General features: G+C 46.3%; 12 protein-coding genes and 1 pseudogene. 9 read left to right on the top strand and 4 right to left on the bottom strand.

Annotation, left to right across the window (positions count from 1 at the left end):
- Positions 1 to 179: 179 nt before the first annotated feature.
- Positions 180 to 827 (bottom strand): ribosome maturation factor RimM, encoded by a 648-nt coding sequence (gene rimM / locus QUB64_RS31660; RefSeq protein WP_333277971.1) that lies wholly within the window; start codon positions 825 to 827, stop codon positions 180 to 182.
- Positions 828 to 874: 47 nt separating this feature from the next.
- On the opposite strand from rimM, the gene QUB64_RS31655 reads away from it, so the two are divergent.
- On the top strand, positions 875 to 1,045 hold the full coding sequence (locus QUB64_RS31655; protein WP_333277969.1) for a hypothetical protein: 171 nt from the start codon (positions 875 to 877) through the stop codon (positions 1,043 to 1,045).
- Between the two features lie 70 nt (positions 1,046 to 1,115).
- On the opposite strand, the gene QUB64_RS31650 is transcribed toward QUB64_RS31655, so the two are convergent.
- Both QUB64_RS31650 and QUB64_RS31645 read right to left on the bottom strand, forming a co-directional pair.
- Complete coding sequence (locus QUB64_RS31650; protein ID WP_332948633.1) at positions 1,116 to 1,748, bottom strand: response regulator transcription factor; 633 nt, start codon at positions 1,746 to 1,748, stop codon at positions 1,116 to 1,118.
- 71 nt (positions 1,749 to 1,819) lie between these two features.
- Complete coding sequence (locus tag QUB64_RS31645; RefSeq protein ID WP_333277966.1) at positions 1,820 to 3,094, bottom strand: molybdopterin molybdotransferase MoeA; 1,275 nt, start codon at positions 3,092 to 3,094, stop codon at positions 1,820 to 1,822.
- A gap of 178 nt (positions 3,095 to 3,272) precedes the next feature.
- Between QUB64_RS31645 and QUB64_RS31640 the strand changes: the two genes are divergently transcribed.
- The 3 genes from QUB64_RS31640 to cobO all read left to right on the top strand — a co-directional run bounded on the left by QUB64_RS31640 (position 3,273) and on the right by cobO (position 5,949).
- Entirely contained in the window at positions 3,273 to 3,830 is a 558-nt protein-coding gene (locus tag QUB64_RS31640; protein WP_333277964.1) for a hypothetical protein, read from the top strand.
- Between the two features lie 409 nt (positions 3,831 to 4,239).
- A complete protein-coding gene (locus QUB64_RS31635; RefSeq protein ID WP_333277962.1) occupies positions 4,240 to 4,818 on the top strand; it encodes a Uma2 family endonuclease in 579 nt (192 codons plus the stop codon).
- A 495-nt stretch (positions 4,819 to 5,313) separates the two neighbouring features.
- Positions 5,314 to 5,949 carry a cob(I)yrinic acid a,c-diamide adenosyltransferase gene (gene cobO, locus QUB64_RS31630; RefSeq protein WP_333277960.1) on the top strand — a complete coding sequence of 212 codons (636 nt, stop codon included), beginning with the start codon at positions 5,314 to 5,316 and terminating at the stop codon, positions 5,947 to 5,949.
- Positions 5,950 to 6,122: 173 nt separating this feature from the next.
- On the opposite strand, the gene QUB64_RS31625 is transcribed toward cobO, so the two are convergent.
- The gene (locus tag QUB64_RS31625) at positions 6,123 to 8,780 is read right to left on the bottom strand and encodes a phospholipid carrier-dependent glycosyltransferase (protein ID WP_333277958.1); all 2,658 of its coding nucleotides are present in this window, start codon (positions 8,778 to 8,780) and stop codon (positions 6,123 to 6,125) included.
- Between the two features lie 1,192 nt (positions 8,781 to 9,972).
- Here QUB64_RS31625 and QUB64_RS31620 point away from each other — a divergent pair.
- The 5 genes and pseudogenes from QUB64_RS31620 to QUB64_RS31600 all read left to right on the top strand — a co-directional run bounded on the left by QUB64_RS31620 (position 9,973) and on the right by QUB64_RS31600 (position 17,964).
- A complete protein-coding gene (locus QUB64_RS31620; RefSeq protein WP_333277956.1) occupies positions 9,973 to 11,880 on the top strand; it encodes an FG-GAP-like repeat-containing protein in 1,908 nt (635 codons plus the stop codon).
- Between the two features lie 471 nt (positions 11,881 to 12,351).
- A complete protein-coding gene (locus QUB64_RS31615; RefSeq protein ID WP_333325884.1) occupies positions 12,352 to 15,828 on the top strand; it encodes an FG-GAP-like repeat-containing protein in 3,477 nt (1,158 codons plus the stop codon).
- A 99-nt stretch (positions 15,829 to 15,927) separates the two neighbouring features.
- Positions 15,928 to 16,407 carry a hypothetical protein gene (locus QUB64_RS31610; protein WP_333277952.1) on the top strand — a complete coding sequence of 160 codons (480 nt, stop codon included), beginning with the start codon at positions 15,928 to 15,930 and terminating at the stop codon, positions 16,405 to 16,407.
- 15 nt (positions 16,408 to 16,422) lie between these two features.
- A pseudogene (locus tag QUB64_RS31605) lies at positions 16,423 to 16,611 on the top strand (putative Ig domain-containing protein); the annotation flags it as partial.
- Between the two features lie 33 nt (positions 16,612 to 16,644).
- A complete protein-coding gene (locus QUB64_RS31600) occupies positions 16,645 to 17,964 on the top strand; it encodes a calcium-binding protein (RefSeq protein ID WP_333277973.1) in 1,320 nt (439 codons plus the stop codon).
- Positions 17,965 to 18,139: the final 175 nt, after the last annotated feature.

Below are 18,139 nucleotides of genomic sequence, written 5' to 3'. Positions count from 1 at the left end.
CGCGAAGTCGAAGGGTGGTCATTTTACCCGCTCGCGAAGTCGAAGGGTGGTCATTGGTCCTGCCGTCATTGGTCATTGGTGATTGGGAATTATTAAGAACTAATACTTCCTCTGGATTGGCTTTAATAATCATTGGCTTGATTTTCTATAAAAACGGGCGGTTTCAACCGCCTTACAATCTAGATATCGTCCAACAAACCAGGAGGCGGCACAATTTCAAGTCTGCCTTTCTCCAAGTCAACAATTGGCACAATCTCTTGTACAAAAGGAATCAAAATTTTAGTTGATTTAGGCTCTTTAACTTTGATTTTCCGTGGTTTGCGGGTATTTCTGGGGTCAGCGTTGGCTGTGGGAGTTTCCGGGCGTTTTGGCTTAGATAGTTCTGGGGCGACAGGTTCCGGCGCTGTTAAATTTGTTTCTACTTCTAAAAGGTCGTTACCTGCGGGAATAATATCGCTGACCTTACCTAAAATTTCCCCCGTTAACTGGTTAAACACTTCCATACCGATCAAATCTTGCACGTAAAACTCACCAGGTTCGAGGTAAGGTCGAGATCCCTTTTCGATTAACAACTTACAGCCCCGCAGCGCCTCAGCGCCATCGCGGTCTTCCACACCCTCCACCTCTACAGCATACAACCCTTTGCCCGGAATGTAGCGACCGCCCAAAAACTCGATCGGTTCCGGTTCAGTTTTGTTAGGGCGCAAAAGCCACCGCTTCCCCGGTTCAATAAACCTTTCCGGGAAATCCGAATCGGGATAGACTCGCACTTCCCCGTATAAACCTTGAGCTGCTACAATTGTACCGATTTCTATCCACTCAGACATAGATTATATTACTCAAATTGCTAATAATTAGTCATTGGGAATTGGGAATGGGGCATGGGCCAAAGAGGGCATCGGCCAAAGAGGGAATTGGGAATTGGGCATGGGGCATGGGGCATGGGGCATGGGCCAAAGAGGGCATCGGCCAAAGAGGGAATTGGTCATTCTTCTTCCCTCGAACCTTAAACATCCATCCGTTACATCGGTTACATCCGTTATAAAATCCGTTGCCGAACTTCCTTCTATCCGTTACATCCGTTATAAAATCCGTTGCCGAACTTCCTTTTTCTTTTACACCAAGCCAGTTCTCAGCGCAACAACGGCTGCTTGCACGCGATCGTCCACAGCCAACTTATTCATAATACCGCGAACGTGAGTTTTAATAGTATTGGGGCTCAAATAAAGCGCCGCAGCAATTTCAGGATTGCTATTACCTTCCACCATTAACTTTAACACCTCTAATTCCCGCTGTGACAACTGACCAAAAGTAGTTGTAGAGGCTGGTACCGGGGGTTTGAGGTGTTCGATGACAGTCCGAGCAATTTGAGGGTCAAGGTATGTAGCCCCCTCTGCTGCGGCTGCAATCGCCGCTAGCAGCCTATCTACGGAAGCACCTTTAATACAATAAGCATCAGCCCCGCTAGAAAGAGCCGCAATAATTTCAGTTTCAGCCGTATGAGAAGTTAACATCACCACTCGAACTTCCGGCAGTTGTGCTTTAATTTGCTGCGTCGCTGCTATGCCGTCCAGTCGCGGCAAACCGATATCCATCACAATAATATCAGGTTTGAGTTTAAGTGCGGCTGCTACACCTAAATAACCGTCTTCTGCTTGTCCTACTATTTCTATTTCTGGGGAATCGGCTAAAACTTGCTCTAGTCCCAGTTGCATCATCGGATCATCTTCAACAATTAAAATTCTCATAGGAAGGAAGTTCGGCAACGAGCAATGTACGGGATTTAACGGATGGAAGAAGTAAGATTAATGACAACTGACTACTGACTAACTTTTAAAACTTCAACGAATTCGCCGGGCCAAACCCAGGTTTCCGTTGGTGGCAAAATTGCTAAACCAGTGGTATTGGCGAGGTTAATTAAATTTGCTGAATTTTGGCTGCCGCTAGCAGGTGCAAATTCCCAGACTCCGGCAACTAAATGTAGTTTACCCCAAACATAAGTTTCGCGCTTGCCGTGCGATCGCAATTCCACATTACACCTAGCTTTTACCAACTCCGGCCCCCAAGCATCCGCGCCCAGCCCAGCCATCTTTCGCAAAGCAGGCACAACAAACCGCCAACAGCAGACTAAAGCTGAAACCGGATTTCCAGGTAAACCAAAATAGAGACAATCCGAACTAGAAATCGGTGCATCTGATTTTTTTTCATCTCGTTTAAACGCAGCAACCGTTAAAGGTTTACCAGGCTTAATCGCCACAGCCTGAATGTAAAATTTTCCTCCCAAATCTGCTAATATTTTCTCAACATAATCGTAATCTCCTACCGAGACACCGCCCGTTGACAGCACCACATCCGCTGTCGAAACAGCCTGAGTGATTGCCTTTGTTAGCGCATCTTCATTATCAGGGATTATCCCCAAGCGAATCGGCTCAACTCCCATTTGTGCCAACAAAACAGTCAAAGCATACTGATTCGAGTCTACCAGTTTTCCCGGTGTCAAAGGTTGGTCTGGGGATACCAATTCGTCACCCGTAGAAAAAATTGCTACCCGCAAACGACGATACACAGGAACTTGAATGCACTGTGCAGTTGCTAACACTGCGATTTCTGGGGCATTGATAACTGTACCGGGAGTTAGCAAAGTTGTTCCTGCTTGATAAAAAGCGCCTTTGTGCCTGACAAATGCTTGCGGTTTTTCAGGAGAAACTAAGATAAAAATGCGATCGCCCTCGCGCCTCGTTTCTTCCTGCATTACCACCGTATCAGCACCATCGGGCATCATAGCGCCCGTAAAAATTCGCGCCGCTTGGCCAGATTGTACTGTACTTTGAGGCAGATATCCCGCTGGAATTTCCTCAACTACTTCGAGTACCGCTGGTTTTTCGGCGCTGCAATTTTCAACATCAGCAAACCGCACCGCGTACCCATCCATTGCCGAATTGTCCCAATAGGGAAAATCGAGGGAACCGGTAACGGATGCAGCCAAAATGCGCCCCGATGCTGCCAGCAAGTCTACAGTTTCTACATCCCGCTGACTGTCGAGGGGTTGCGCCAAATTTAGAACGATCGATTCTGCTTCTTTTACGGACAGCATCAGTGTCACCCTGTTTGACAAGACTTTTATTAGTTTAGCAAATCAGCAGCTATAGTGGAAAAGTATTTTTTGATTCGGCTGCGGTAAACCGTCCTTTCGTTGTCTCTCGCTTATGACTATTTTTCGCTCTGCTCTTCGACTTAATTTATTATCTCTCTTGTTGGTGGGAATTCTGGTTGTGTTGACTCAAATTTCAGGCTTACAAGTTAGCGATTTATTCTTTCACCCTTTTTTCTCGCCCAATCCCAATGTCGCCTTGTTAACTCGCACGTTTCAAGTATTATGTGCTGTACCAGTCATTGTTTGCAGTTTTAGCTATGGATTGGCTAAAACTATGCAACCGCGCCCGTCGAAAAATCGATTTATTCTGTTCTCTGCTTTGTTAACAGGCGCATTTCTGCTAAATGAAATTTACAGGCTGCATCTATATATTAGCTCCTTGGGAATTCCCAAGTTAGGAGTTAGTCTTCTGTATGCTGTTTTTGTGTTCTCCTACGGATGGTTTTTTCGGCGAGATCTCAAGTCTACTCCTTACAAAATCTTGTTAGCTGGGTTGGGTTTGTTGTTTTTTGCGATCGGAATGGACGCGCTGAAGTTAGAAAATAAGATCTTAGCTAGTTTATTAGAAGGGGTTCCCAAGTTATTGAGCGAAATCAACATTGTTTTTTATTATTGGTATGTTTGCAAATCTTTCCTAGAAAAAGCTTTTCACAAAAACATGAACACCTCGTTATAACTCAATACGGTTTACTTAAGATTACCCGAAGAGATGAAGGAAGCAATCGCAGTTAATTGTAGGGTGTGTGACGGCGATAAATCTTTACATCAAAATCAGCAAAATATGTACAGTCACGCACCGCCCCTGTCCGGATATAATTTTGACAAAAAATTGCGATCGAATAAATGTTGTGTTTATTTAGAAAACCATTGCGAGCGGGTGCCGATCTGTTAAATTGTCGATATGTAGGGGCTGTGCTAAGAGTGCCCGCACGAATTTTTAGTTGCGATTTTGTGATATAATGCTAACATAAGTATCTCCCAAAATTTTCCCCTTCCCAAATAGCATTGCCCAGTTTGCGATTTATACCACCTGCATCGATCGGCATTTATCTACGATTTTAACCAAGTGCAGCCTCTAAAATACTATGATAGCAGTTACCATTAACTTTAATGCGATCGCCCAAATCACCGACGACCAATTTTATCAACTGTGTCGCCAAAACCCCGAGGTCAAATTTGAACGCAACGCCAAAGGAGAAATAACCGTCATGTCACCCACAGGAGGAGAAACCGGAAACAGCAATGCAGAGATTAATGCTGACTTTGTAATTTGGAACAGACGCACTAAACTGGGAGTTTGTTTCGATTCTTCAACTTGTTTCAAATTACCCAACGGTGCTAATCGTTCCCCCGATGTCTCTTGGATTAAACAAGAAAGATGGGATGCACTCACTCCGGAACAAAAACAAAAATTTCCTCCCATCGCCCCAGATTTTGTCCTTGAGTTAATGTCGCCCACCGACAGCCTCAAAGATACTCAAGATAAAATGCAAGAATACATGGAGAATCAAGTAAAATTAGGCTGGTTAATCAACCGCAAAACGCGCCGAGTTGAAATCTACCGCCAAGGACAAGAAAAAGAAATTTTGGAAGGTCCCGCAGAACTTTCACGAGAAGATATTTTGCCCGGTTTTGTGCTAAACTTGCAAGCAGTCTGGGCGTAAGACGATTTTAGATTTTAGATTGATTTGTTGGATAATAGTTTGGAGATGGGTATCGACAACAGGCTAAAACCGTTTGTATATCTGGTTTTTGATCGAGGCCAGATCCCCCTCGCATCCCCCGGATAGTCGGGGGACTTTGAGATATTCCGGTTCCCCCTTTTTTAAGGGGAGTAGGGGTCGAGTAGGGGGAAAGTTAAGGGGGGATCTGGGCTATAGCATCAAACAGTAGACTGATACTAACTTTGACCTGGTTGTTGACACCAATGGGGTTGGGAGATTCCCTACAACTTTATTATTGGGAAAAAATGGTATATAGCGGTTCTCAAGCGTGGTGAGGATAGCCCGGTTTGGCCTATGCCCATAGCCCTATGCCCATAGCCCTATGCCCATAGCCCTATGCCCGTCAAGTACCTCATCTTTCTGAGAAAGGGTATAACTAGACATCCTGCATTTATCAGCGTTGATTTGCGTTCATCTGCGGTTAAAATAAATATCATGGAAACCAATACAGAAACAACTACAACCACAGGCTTAACAGCCGAACAGCACAAACAGAAAATGCAGCGCCGACAAGAAGTTCAGGCGCAGCGAATTGCTAATGCTTCCCCAGACAAAGGTTTGATAATTGTCAATACCGGTAACGGTAAAGGCAAAACTACGGCTGCTTTGGGAATGGTTTTGCGATCGCTCGGTCACGGCTACCGTGTCGCCATAGTACAATTTATCAAAGGAGCTTGGGAACCGGCCGAAAAAGCCGTTTTTGAACTCTGGGAAAATCAGCTAGAATTCCATGCAATGGGAGAAGGCTTTACTTGGGATACGCAAGACCGCGATCGAGATATCGAGACAGCTCAAAAAGCCTGGGATAAAGCTGTAACTTTTATCTGCAATCCTGAATTTAAGTTAGTTTTGTTAGATGAAGTCAATATAGCATTAAAGCTGGGTTATTTGCAAGTGGAGCAAGTGATCGCAGGCTTAGACCAAAAACCAGAAGACTCTCATGTGATTCTAACAGGTCGAGGCGCGCCACCCGAATTAATCGAACGCGCCGACTTGGTGACGGAAATGAATTTAGTTAAGCATCCATTCCGAGAACAAGGGATTAAAGCTCAAGCTGGTATTGAGTATTAATTTTGATGGTTGTACCAATTTATAAAATCCTTGCTACAACATTCTTAGTTGAGGAAAGTTTACTCAAATATTGTAGGGCTGGTGCGTCGCTCGCTCGATTTTCTGTCTTTTTTTTGTACTATCGATGGATCCACACCCTACGAATATTATTACATTGATTTTCCAAAGCGGTATTAGATTTTCAACTGTTTTAAGAATTGCAAATCTTGCCATGCTTGGATGAGATTGCCTTGCATCAAAGCTGCTACACCGTTTAAAATTCTAATTTCCGGTAGGTTGGGGTTGAGGGCGAGGGCGGGTTTTAAGGCAGTTTCAGCGGCTTTGGGATGCCATCCATAAATCTGGACGAAAGCGAGATAAGCATAAGCATAAGGGTTTTGAGAGTCGAGTTGGGTGACTTTTTCTAAAGCCGCGATCGCACTTTCGACATTCTGCTGCAATACTCTAGAAAATGCCAAAGCATAGGCCCATTCTAGATTATTCGGTTCCTGCTTCAGCCGATATGCTAACGCTTGTTCAGCTTGCACTGTATAATCCTGAATTGGATCGTATTGATTGATCCGTCCAATCTGCTCGAACACTGGTTCTAAACCGGGTAATCCTTGCGGTAAATTAATCGCCATTTCCCGCAATTGAGTCACCAAATCTAACTCAGGCATATCCTCGTTCTCAGGGACTTGCTCGGGGATTTTGAATTTTTTCTCATCTTTGTTCCCCGGAACAGCCGGGGAACGCATATTTAGAGGATCTGCGTCGATTTTAAGCGTTACCTGCGGCACTTTCATCGGATAAGTTTCGTCGGTTTTGCGGTTGAGGTAAGTAGCTTGCAGAGTGTAACTTCCCGGTGCAATATTAGCAGGAGTCAGCATCGCCGTGCGATCGACTACTCGAAACCCCACAGTAAATTTATCGGCTTCCAGCATTCCCGGATGCAAAGTTGCCTGGGCGATCGCGCGATCGTGTAAAATCCTGAAAGTCTGTCCCGCTGGAATATCACCAGACTGCTGATTTTGCCACGTTAACAACACTAAACCAGACTGCAACTGCTGCCAAGGCCCTGACCAAATATAAGTCACCGGTAGCGCCACACCGGGAACAGGTTTTGCAAGGACAGTAACTTGCTCTAATTGTACTTGCGATCGCGCTTCAGGCAACGGCTGTATTTCCACCGGGTGCAACTGCTTGCGGTAAAGATTCAAATTAGTATTATCAGGCAAAACCCAACTTTTTTGCAAGTTAAACTTACCACCAGTTTCAATCGCAGCCACCGCTGCATTTTGAGCTTTTTTAATCCGTTCCCGAATCGAACCTTGCGGGCCAGTTTTAGTTACAAACCAAGAAAGCGATCGCACATCTTGCGGCACTTCTTTTAAATTAGTTCCCACCTGCCGCCCGTAAACCTGAAAATTCGCCAAAGCACCATAATAATTCAAATTATGCTGGTTAATTTCCGGCGTCGAAGGCAACACGCCCAAAGTCGATTGCAAATAAGGTTCTGTATTGATAATTTCGGCAATAACTTCTTGGTGCGGCCACTCTTTCCCCAAGTAAGGATAGCTGGAATTACCGGGACTGACAACTTGAACTAAGCTATCTCCGAAAGCACCTCCCAGCGGCCAGATATGAAACAGCATCGCCAGAATTGCTAAGCCAATTGTTCCCCAGCGAATTTGTTTTCCCCAACGAGAAGGCCACAGCGTTAAACAGTAGGCTAAAAAGATTGCTAATACTGGTAAATAAGGTATCACATATCGGTCATCTTTGTTAAGATTTAGGGAATTAATTAAATAAGCACCAACCCAAAACACCGCCAGCCACCGACAGGAGTTAAGGTGCAAGATTGACTGACTGTCCGCTCGATTTCGCCAATAATAAAGTATAAATCCAACTAAGGGAATCAGTAATAGAGGCCAGGAAACGTGTTCGGGTAAGTGTTGAATATAGTAAATCCAAGCACCGATCGTATTTAGGCCCGGATCTCCTTCGGCGATCGCAGAATCCAGCGTTGCCCGTTTTCCCCCGGTCAAAATTAACAGCCAATTGGTTTTTGCCCAGGGCCCAAACACCGCCACTGACAGCAACAATGCACCAGCTAATTGAGCTAACCTTCCCCAAGCTTTTTGGCGCACTGCACCAACCGCCAACCACAGAATCGGCGCAAACAGAAATAAGACTGTAGTGTGTTTAACTAATATTGATAAGCCGAGAGAAATTCCCAAGGCGATCGCCCAAAAGAAAGACAATCGACTCAGGTAAAACTTTTTACCCTTTTCCTGTTTTCTTCTATCCGCTACATCCGCTACAAAATCCGCTGCCGAACCTTCTTCTTTCCACATTGTCAGACAATAGAAACAAAAAGTAATCGCAGCAGTTAGGGGGAAATCTAGCAAAAATTGCAAGCGGAAGCGATAAAGTCCCGGTAACAAAACACAAATAGCAGCAGCCCACAAACCAACTTGTCGATTAAATAATTTGGTGCCCAGATTGTAGACTGAGGCGAGCAGAATAGCACTAAATAATAAATGAACGAGGGTTGCCCGATCGCCCCCAGCACCAAAAATATGCAGAAACGGCACCGTTAGGATGTACACCAAGGGCGGAATTTTCGTCGAAAGCAGCCAGAAGTTTGTCCACCAGTCGCCCGAAAACCACTGAGGATGCTGCAACGCCTGCAAGTAATTCAGCGTGCTAGTGAGGTATTCTGCTTGATCCCAGGCGGGCACAGATCGATCGCAGACAAACCAGAGGCGATCGCTAATTGCCGCCAGCAGCCAAATTATGCCTAAGATCGGCATACTCTTGCCCTCGCTATCCCGATGTTGCTGTACCATTGCGATTGTTGGATTTTAGGTTGCAGATACATTTAACCCAGTAGAAGCTGGCAATCAGCCTCTACTTTATATGGCACGATCTGGTAAGATGCAATCTTACCAGAAGCGTCGCCGATCTCTCAAATCCTTTAACAAAATATGGCAGTGGTGCAGAAGTAATCTTTTTCGCACGATCGATCCTTATACAGAAAGGGTTGTATCGAAAGGGGCTCACTTCACCAACCAGTTATGGCGAAAATGAATAATATTATCAACCCTGCCCACAAACAATAAAAATGTACAGTGAATTTATTGACAAAATGTTGATTTCAGTTGACTGTTGACCGCTTGACAGTTGACTGTTGACCGCTTGAGGGCACTTCACAAAAGAAGTCCGAGGATTGGAGTAATGAATCGTCTGATTTTAATTTCTCCCGCTCGGGCGGGCGGGCTTTAAACCGATTTTTTCTGGTAAATAATGGCGGGGATGGGGCAGGTTTATGAGATTGTTTGTGGGTTTCATAGATAGTTGGTGAAGTGAGCCACTACAGGATTTTGGGAGTTTTTTTTTGAAGCGAACCCACCCTAAATAAAAATGTACAATCCCTAAGCTGTTGCGCACTTAAATTGTATATTCGGGACGCTGCTCGGAGCAACGTCCCACAAGAGTTAGATCAAATTTTGACACACAATTTATTTAAATGGCGAACAGCTTACAATTTGTCCTAATCTACTTTCATCGGTTGCTACAGCATTTAAGCGGAACTTCCCGGAGCGCGGGGAAGTTCCGTTTAAGCTGCGATCGCCCTCGATCTACCCAGTTCATCTCATAAAAAAAACCGGGTTGTTTCGCGGGCGATCGCACATCACCTTACTTACCTAAAATAGGTATTAATTGCTAGTTTTAAGTTTTCAGTACAATTGCACTTACGTTTCAAAAATATTTGCGATCGACCAATCTCGCATTCATCACAGTAAATCATACTTAAAGACTTCTCCGGTCTCGATCAGAACTTTAATTAACCAGCTCTTTTTAAAGAAAACTTTATATAGCTCATGTAAAAAAACCGTTATTGTTGCTAAAACAGATGATAAATCACCGCATTTTTACGCAGAAATCCCGTGTCTGCGTAAATCAAAATTGATAGATGGTTTCGGACACAAGTCACGAGACAGGGGAATTGTTGTCTTTTTTACCCAAAATAGGTGTATTATGTCAAATTTAAACTTTCCGGTTTCAGTAAGATCGATCGCCTTTATCGACACAAAAGTACAAAATTATCAAAGTTTAGTGGCTGGGGTAACACCGGGTACGGAAGTTGTAGTGTTAGATGGGAATGAGGATGCGATCGACCAAATTACTCAAATCTTAGCTCTGCGCACCAATATTGACAGCATTCACATAGTTTCTCACGGTGCTGCGGGTAGCTTGCAAGTGGGCCATGGTAGTTTGAATGCAGATAATTTGTCAGCTTATTCGGAACAATTGCAGCAGTGGAAGAGTGCTTTTACAGACAGTGCGGATATTTTAATCTATGGTTGCAATGTTGCATCAGTATCTCGCGCTTACCCGAAAATCCGCCGTTCGTTTCAACCCCCGTTCGAGCGCGAAAGTCGGTTGAAACCGACTGAAAATAACTCATATATTCAGTCATCTTTAGATGACTTGTGCTATGAGACGGGGGTTGAAACCCCCGGCGGTACCGGGGAACAAGCAAGAGATTTAGATGTAGATTTAGAAATAGATGGTTTCGCATTCATCCAGCGCATCGCCCAACTCACAAATACCAATGTTGCCGCTTCCAAAAACCTCACCGGAAGCGCGGCAAAAGGCGGCGACTGGAAACTCGAAGCAAGAATCGGGGAAATTAACACACCGCTGGTATTTGCACCCGAAGTGTTAGCGGGTTACGAATACGTTTTGAAGAGTTTTGGTGCGGCGAAAAATTTTCCTGTTACCTCCAGTCTCCGTAAAGTTGCCACTGGGGACTTTAACAAAGATGGCAATCTTGACCTAGCCTTTGCAACCACTCGAGAAGATCGCAATGTCTCGATCGCACTGGGAGATGGCACTGGCAACTTTGGTACTGCGACCAGCCTTAACACAAACCCACCAAGCAATCTCAGTACCTGGTCTGTCGCCGTGGGCGATTTTAATGGGGACGGGAATGCTGACTTGGCCACTGCGAACAACGCTACTAACAACGTATCTGTCCTGTTGGGTATTGGCAATGGAACTTTTGGTACAGCCACCAACTTTAGCGTAGGTTCAAGTCCCTATACTGTTGCTGTCGGCGACTTCAATAAAGATGGCAAGCAAGATTTAGTAACAGCCAACCAAAGTGGTAACAACGTTTCCGTTCTATTGGGTACTGGGAGTGGAACTTTTGGAAATGCTACCAACTTTAGCGTAGGCTCAACTCCCTATTTTGTTGCCGTCGGTGATTTTAACAAAGATGGGATATCTGACCTAGCAACAGCAAACTTCGGCTCAAATAACATCTCTATTTTGCTAGGGACAAGTAATGGTAGTTTCGGCACTGCCACTAACTTTACCGTTGGGAATAGCCCTAATTACATCGCTGTAGGAGACTTCAACGGGGATGGGAAGTCTGACTTAGCAACGAGCAACGAAGGCTCAAACAACGTATCCGTATTGTTAGGAAATGGCACGGGTAGCTTTGGTGCAGCTACTAACTTTGGCGTTGCGACACAACCCCTTTCTATTGCTGCTGGCGACTTCAACGCCGATGGAAAACTAGATTTAGCCACAGCGAATAATGGATCTAGCGATGTCTCCGTCTTGTTTGGAACTGGCAGCGGTACCTTTGGCACTGCTACTAATTTTGTTGTAGGAACGAACCCCCAAGGTATTGCTGTAGGTGATTTTAACAAAGATGGCTTATCGGATTTAGCTACGGCGAACTTTAAATCTGCAAACGTCTCGATTTTACTCAATACAACTTTTCCGGCGGTGAATTTCGGTGCGGCCACCTACGCTGGCACTGAAGGAACGGCAGATACAGTTGTTAATATTCCCGTCACTATCAACGGTACTCCCAACGCTGCTGTAACTGTACCAATTATTATCAACCCCAGCAGCACAGCTACCCAAAATTAAGACTACACCTTTTCGCCTCAAACTGTTACTTTCCCCGCCGGCACTACTACTCTCACTCAGAATGTTGCAGTCACGATCAAACCTGACAGTATCTTTGAGAACGCCGAAACCGCAATTTTCAAGTTTGGCACAATTACAGGCGGGGTTGAGGGTACAACAAAACAAACAACACTGACTATTGCTGCCAACGGTCAACCTTCTAACCTAACTCCGTACCAAATAGACCTCAAAACAGGCACGATTACTGGTCAGCAAAACCAGTTTATTTCCCTAATTAATTCCCCGGCAGACTCCAACGGCGACAGTTGGTTAGAAACTGTAGCTAAAATCAATTTTCAAGGCGACATCAAGAAAGCAAAATTTATCGTTGAATACGACAAAACCCCGTCAGGATGGACGGTAAATCTCGGCGACTCCAAGTCAAACGACGGCTATGGAGGGGATTCAGGCGATCAAAGCCGTGATGCCGAGGTGCAGATTGTTAACGGGAGTATGGCAGTTTTCGGGAATGACTACAATACACCCTCTGGCGGACAACTTACCAAAGGAAATGTGCCTAACTTTGTGAGTAATGGTTCCCGCGTGGAGTTAGAAGTCAGCAACGAAAATCTGGCGTGGGATAACAAAACCGGGCTAAAAAATAGCCTGAATTCGCCTTATCTTTACGCCCTCAACGGTCAAGCTGATGATGGCGGACCTGTCAATTCGGAGATTTACGCTGGGTTTAACAGGGTGATTTCCGGGCCTGGCGATCGCATCGGATCGGGTGCTAGCAAGGTAACAATTCTGCTCAATCCGATCGACTATGCAGTTAGTGCTGGTACTGCAACCGTTACTGAAGGCAATTCCGGCAAAACTGGAGTCGCGTTTACTGTTACCCGCAGCGGTTGTACTGAGTTTGCGAGTAAAATAGATTATGCGATCGCGGGTACTGCTACAAATGTCAGCGATTACAACAATATCGGCGGTACATCCGGTGCAACTGGCGCGACTGGTACGATTAATTTTGCAGCGGGCGAGACATCGAAAACCATTACTCTTGATGTTTTGGGCGATGTGGCGATCGAAGCCAATGAAACCATTAACGTTACGCTCTCAAATGCCTCTGCATTAGATTCTACACCCACAATTACTGCGGCTGTTGCGGCAACCACCGTCACTAATGACGACAAAGCTGGCTTTACTGTTAACCCAACAGGATTAACTACTACCGAAACAGGTGGTAAGGCAGATTTCACAGTCAAACTCAACGCTCAACCTACTGCTGACGTTACGATCGCCCTTACCAGCGACAATACAGCAGAGGGAACCGTTGCGCCTAATAGCATAACTTTCACTCCCGATAATTGGAGCGATTTGAAGACTGTCACGGTGACAGGCGTTGACGATTTGGTAGCTGATGGCAATCAAGTTTACAAAATTGTCACGGCTGCTGCTGTCAGCACCGATGCTAATTTCAATAACCTCAATCCCGATGATGTCACCGTCACCAACAGTGACAATGAAACTCCGGGAATTACGGTCAATCCAACCGCGGGATTAACTACTGGCGAAGATGGCAGTAAAGCTAACTTTTCTGTAGTTTTGAATACTCAACCAACTGCCAATGTGACTATCGGTTTGAATAGTTCCAATATTGCGGAAGGAACTGTTTCGACTAATAGTTTAACTTTCACTCCGACTAACTGGAATACAGCGCAACCAGTTACCGTAACTGGGGTTGATGACAGTATTGTTGATGGTGATATTGACTACAAAGTTATTACGGCGGCGACTGTTAGTAAAGATCCGAATTACAGCAACAAAGATGTAGCGGATGTTGGTATTAGCAATAAGGACAATGATACGGCTGGTGTTTCTGTTAGTGTTACCGAAACGAAAGCTACAGAAGGCGGGGCGAATGGTACTTATGAGCTCAAGTTAACGTCGCAGCCGATCGCCCCTGTTACCATCAATCTCACAACAGATAATCAGATTGAGCCGATCGCGCCTATCACTTTCACGCCCAATAATTGGAATGTATCTCAAACAGTTACGGTGAAAGCGGTTGATGATGCGGTTGTGGAAGGGGCGCACAGCGGGAAAATTACTCACAGCGTGACTGCCTGTGATACTAAGTATAAGGCGGTTGTGGTGCCAGCGGTGACAGTGGCGATTTCCGATCGCGACGTAGCGCCAACGCCAACGCCAACACCGACTCCAACGCCAACACCGACTCCAACGCCAACACCGACTCCAACGCCAACACCGACGCCAACGCCAACACCGACTCCAACGCCAACAACATCAGTCACTCCGACTCCGACACCGACGACATCAGTCACTCCGACTCCGACACCGACGACATCAGTCACTCCGACTCCGACGCCGACGACATCAGTCACTCCGACTCCGACGCCGACGACATCAGTCACGCCGACTCCGACGCCGACGACATCAGTCACGCCGACTCCGACGCCGACAACATCAGTCACGCCGACTCCGACGCCAGTTACCCCGACACCAACGCCGACACCAACGCCAATACTTGGAAGTCCTGGCATTATTATTAGTCCGGGCTCGGGATTAGTAACTACAGAATCAGGTGGCACAGACCAATTCACCATCAGACTCAACAGCCAACCTAAAGCTGATGTGAGAATTGGTGTGCGTAGCAGCAATGAGGCAGAGGGAGTAATTTCAACCGAATCGATTACCTTCAATTCTACTAATTGGAATCAGCCGCAGCCTATTACGATAACTGGTGTGGACGATCGAGTATTGGACTTCGATAAGAATTATCAGATTGTGACTGCGCCTGCTGTTAGTGCCGATCGTGACTACAACGGCCTCGACGCACCGGATGCCCTTGTTGTTAACAGGGATAACGAGATACTGAGATCTAACGATCGGCCTCAATCTGGCGGAACAGTCGATCAGGTGGCGGAGGCGGCTGTTTTCACCAAGATCGTCAATGCCGTTTTAATCAGTCCCTATCAAGATAAGTCCATCTGGGGAGACTACAACAATGACAGCAAACTTGATATCCTCGGATCCGAAATTTACAACAATACTGATTCAGGCTTTGTCAAAAATCCTGACAGACCGCCTTCGCAACTATTTTATAGTAATAGATTGTGGGCAGACTACGACAATAACGGATTTTTAGATGTTTGGCAAAATGACAAATTGTACCTCAATAATGACAGCAGTTTTACTAACTCAGGAGAGTTGCCCAGCGGCACATTTCCGTTAGCTTTCGGAGATTACAATAATGACGGGCGCGCAGATATCTTGGCGACATACAACTCAGATATATCCGGAAATCCGCTTACCAAAATCTACCGCAACACTGGCAATGGATTTGTAGAAGATACCAATATTAATTTACCTGGTGTTAGGGCCGCTTCTGCGGCTTTTGGAGACTACAACAATGACGGCAAGCTGGATATCTTGCTGAGAGGTTACAGCCCTGAATTACAGTCGCTCGTTACTAAAGTTTTCACCAATACTGGCAACAGCTTTCAAGAAAACTTTAATGCCGGAATACCTGGCGTGATTCCCGGTATCCAAAACCAATCAACGGCTTGGGGAGATTATGACAGAGATGGGTATCTAGACATTCTGCTGGCAGGTTACGGTCTTAAAGTCTACCGCAACAATCGCGATGGTAGCTTTAGCGATAGCGGTGCAAACTTTCCCGATCGAGAAAATAGTGCTGCCGCTTGGGGCGACTATGACAATGATGGGCTTTTAGATATCTTATGGACTGGCAAGGGCTTTGATTCTAGTGCCAAGGTATACCGCAACACTGGAAATATTAACGGTGCTAATAGCTTGATCGACATCGGTGCGCCGTTGTATAGCGGTTCTCAAAAACATGAGGTATGCCCTATGCCCTATGCCCTATGCCCTATGCCCTATGCCCTATGCCCTATGCCCTATGCCCGACATACCTCACCTTTTTGAGAAAGGCTATATGTTTCTCCTGTTACCAATTCCGCAGCTTGGGGAGACTATAACAAGGATGGAAAATTAGATATCCTTGTTTCACCTTTGGCGATCGACTTGCTCACTCTTTCAAAAATACCACGAAACGAGCTTACCCAAGTCTACCGCAACGATACTGCGATCGCGAATACTCCACCCACTGCACCCACAGGGCTATCGGCTTTACCTTCTGGGCGAGAAGTTACCTTCAAATGGAACAAAGCAACTGATGCTCAAACTCCTGCTGATGGTTTAAGCTACAACCTGCGAGTTGGGACGACGCCAGGAGGCAAGGATATTCTCGCCCCGATGTCTCTCAATGATGGAACTCGGCAAGTTGTAGGGTTAGGCAATGCCAACCAAAACACCGAGTGGCAACTCAAAGACTTGCGTCCAGATAAGACATATTACTGGAGTGTACAGGCAATTGATAATGCTTGGGCAGGTTCGCCCTTTGCCTCAGAAGGAAGTTTTACAGTCGCTAACCGCCCGCCTCTCCTGAATTACGGCCCCGATACCACTCCATGGCATTACCGAAACATCCGATCGAGCAGTTGATCAACATTCACCTACACCTTCCCACAAAACACTTTCACAGACCCAGATCCCGGCGACAAGCTCACCTACACAGCAACTCTGATGGACGGTAGCCCCCTCCCAACTTGGCTAACCTTCAACTCAGATACCCGTACACTCAGCGGTACAAGTCCTAAACCGCAGCAGTTAAAAATTAAGTTAACAGCAACGGACAGGGCGGGTGCTAGTGCCAGCGACGATACGGGTCCATATAAGGGTATGTTGCTGACATTTAGCAGCACCGGCGTAGTGATTGACGGCTACATAAACGGCGCAACCCTCTTCCTCGACGCCAACAAAAACGGCATCAAAGATACCAACGAACCATCCACCATTACTAACAGCAACGGTAGCTTTAATCTCGATATTCCCTTCGAGACTTTCGACACCAACAAAAACGGAGAAATCGACCCATCCGAAGGCAATATAGTAGCCACAGGAGGCACTGACACCGCCACCGGCTTACCCCTAGAAACACCAGTCACCGCACCACCAGATTCCACAGTTGTCACCCTATTAACCAGCTTAATCGCCGACTTAACCGACAAAGGAATTGAACCAGAATCAGCGCAATCTTTAGTCAAAGCCGCCCTCGGACTCCCCGCTGAAGTTGACCTGACTAGCTTAGATCCAATAGACGCTACCAACAACAACCAGCCAGGGGGAGTCCAAGTCTTAGCAGCAATGGTGAAAGTCCAAAACGTCATCACTCAAACAGTCGCTTTGATTGACGGTGCTTCCAGTGCAGCCGATCGCGATCTTGTCAAAGCTGTTGTCAGTTCAATGGGCGATAAAATTCAAGGCGGTGCTATCTTAAACCTCAGCAACCCAGCCGCCTTAGAACCAATAATTCTGCAAGCAGCCGCGAAAATCCAGCAGATTGACCCCAGTTTCAACATTCAAAAAGTCACCCAAATTACCTCGCAATCCGCGACAGTAATGGCAACCGCAAATCAACGCATTGATACCGCCGTCACCAACCCAACAGCAACATCAATTCCCCAAGCCGTTGCCCGCGTCCAACAAGTATCGTTGGGCGCAACTACTCAAGACTTCAAAGCAGTTGGTGCCGGAAGCAAGCCAATTTCCCAGTTAGTTACTGACAATACTGGTGCTGCTTTAGATAGCAAAATTCAAGCAGTAACATTGCCTGCTGGGATTGCAACTCCTCTTGTCACCGGCGACGCAGATTTGAGCAGCAATTCTGGTATAATCAACGGCACTCAGGGCGACGACATTATCACCGGCACCGCCGGAAATGATGCGATTAACGGCTTGCGAGGCAATGATTCCCTAGACGGCGGCCTTGGGGATGACACTCTTTACGGCGGCAAAGGAGATGATTCTTTAGTCGGTTCTAACGGCGAAGATATCCTGTTTGGCAACCGAGGTTCTGACAACATCAACGGCGGCGAGATTAACGATTCTCTCTACGGTGGCAAGGGCAAAGATCTGCTTACTGGCGGGAACGGCGACGATTTACTTGTCGGTCAAATTGGTGAAGATACTCTGATTGGCGGTTTTGGCCGCGATGTATAGCGGTTCTCAAGCGTGGTGAGGATAGCCCGGTTTGCCCGGTTTGGCCTATGCCCGGTTTGCCCGGTTTGGCCTATGCCCGGTTTGGCCTATGCCCGGTTTGCCCGGTTTGCCCGGTTTGCCCGGTTTGCCCGGTTTGCCCGGTTTGCCCGGTTTGCCCGGTTTGCCCGGTTTGCCC

The organism is Microcoleus sp. Aus8_D2 (assembly GCF_036702665.1).
GTDB lineage: Bacteria > Cyanobacteriota > Cyanobacteriia > Cyanobacteriales > Microcoleaceae > Microcoleus.
The sequence above is the reverse complement of the archived record's forward strand: the minus strand, read 5'-3'. Positions and strand labels throughout refer to the sequence as shown.

Coding starts and splice junctions, on each gene's coding strand:
- rimM (WP_333277971.1), bottom strand. CDS start 827: ATGTCTGAGTGGATAGAAATCGGTACAATTGTAGCAGCTCAAGGTTTA.
- QUB64_RS31655 (WP_333277969.1), top strand. CDS start 875: ATGGGGCATGGGCCAAAGAGGGCATCGGCCAAAGAGGGAATTGGGAAT.
- QUB64_RS31650 (WP_332948633.1), bottom strand. CDS start 1,748: ATGAGAATTTTAATTGTTGAAGATGATCCGATGATGCAACTGGGACTA.
- QUB64_RS31645 (WP_333277966.1), bottom strand. CDS start 3,094: ATGCTGTCCGTAAAAGAAGCAGAATCGATCGTTCTAAATTTGGCGCAA.
- QUB64_RS31635 (WP_333277962.1), top strand. CDS start 4,240: ATGATAGCAGTTACCATTAACTTTAATGCGATCGCCCAAATCACCGAC.
- cobO (WP_333277960.1), top strand. CDS start 5,314: ATGGAAACCAATACAGAAACAACTACAACCACAGGCTTAACAGCCGAA.
- QUB64_RS31625 (WP_333277958.1), bottom strand. CDS start 8,780: ATGGTACAGCAACATCGGGATAGCGAGGGCAAGAGTATGCCGATCTTA.
- QUB64_RS31620 (WP_333277956.1), top strand. CDS start 9,973: ATGTCAAATTTAAACTTTCCGGTTTCAGTAAGATCGATCGCCTTTATC.
- QUB64_RS31600 (WP_333277973.1), top strand. CDS start 16,645: ATGTTGCTGACATTTAGCAGCACCGGCGTAGTGATTGACGGCTACATA.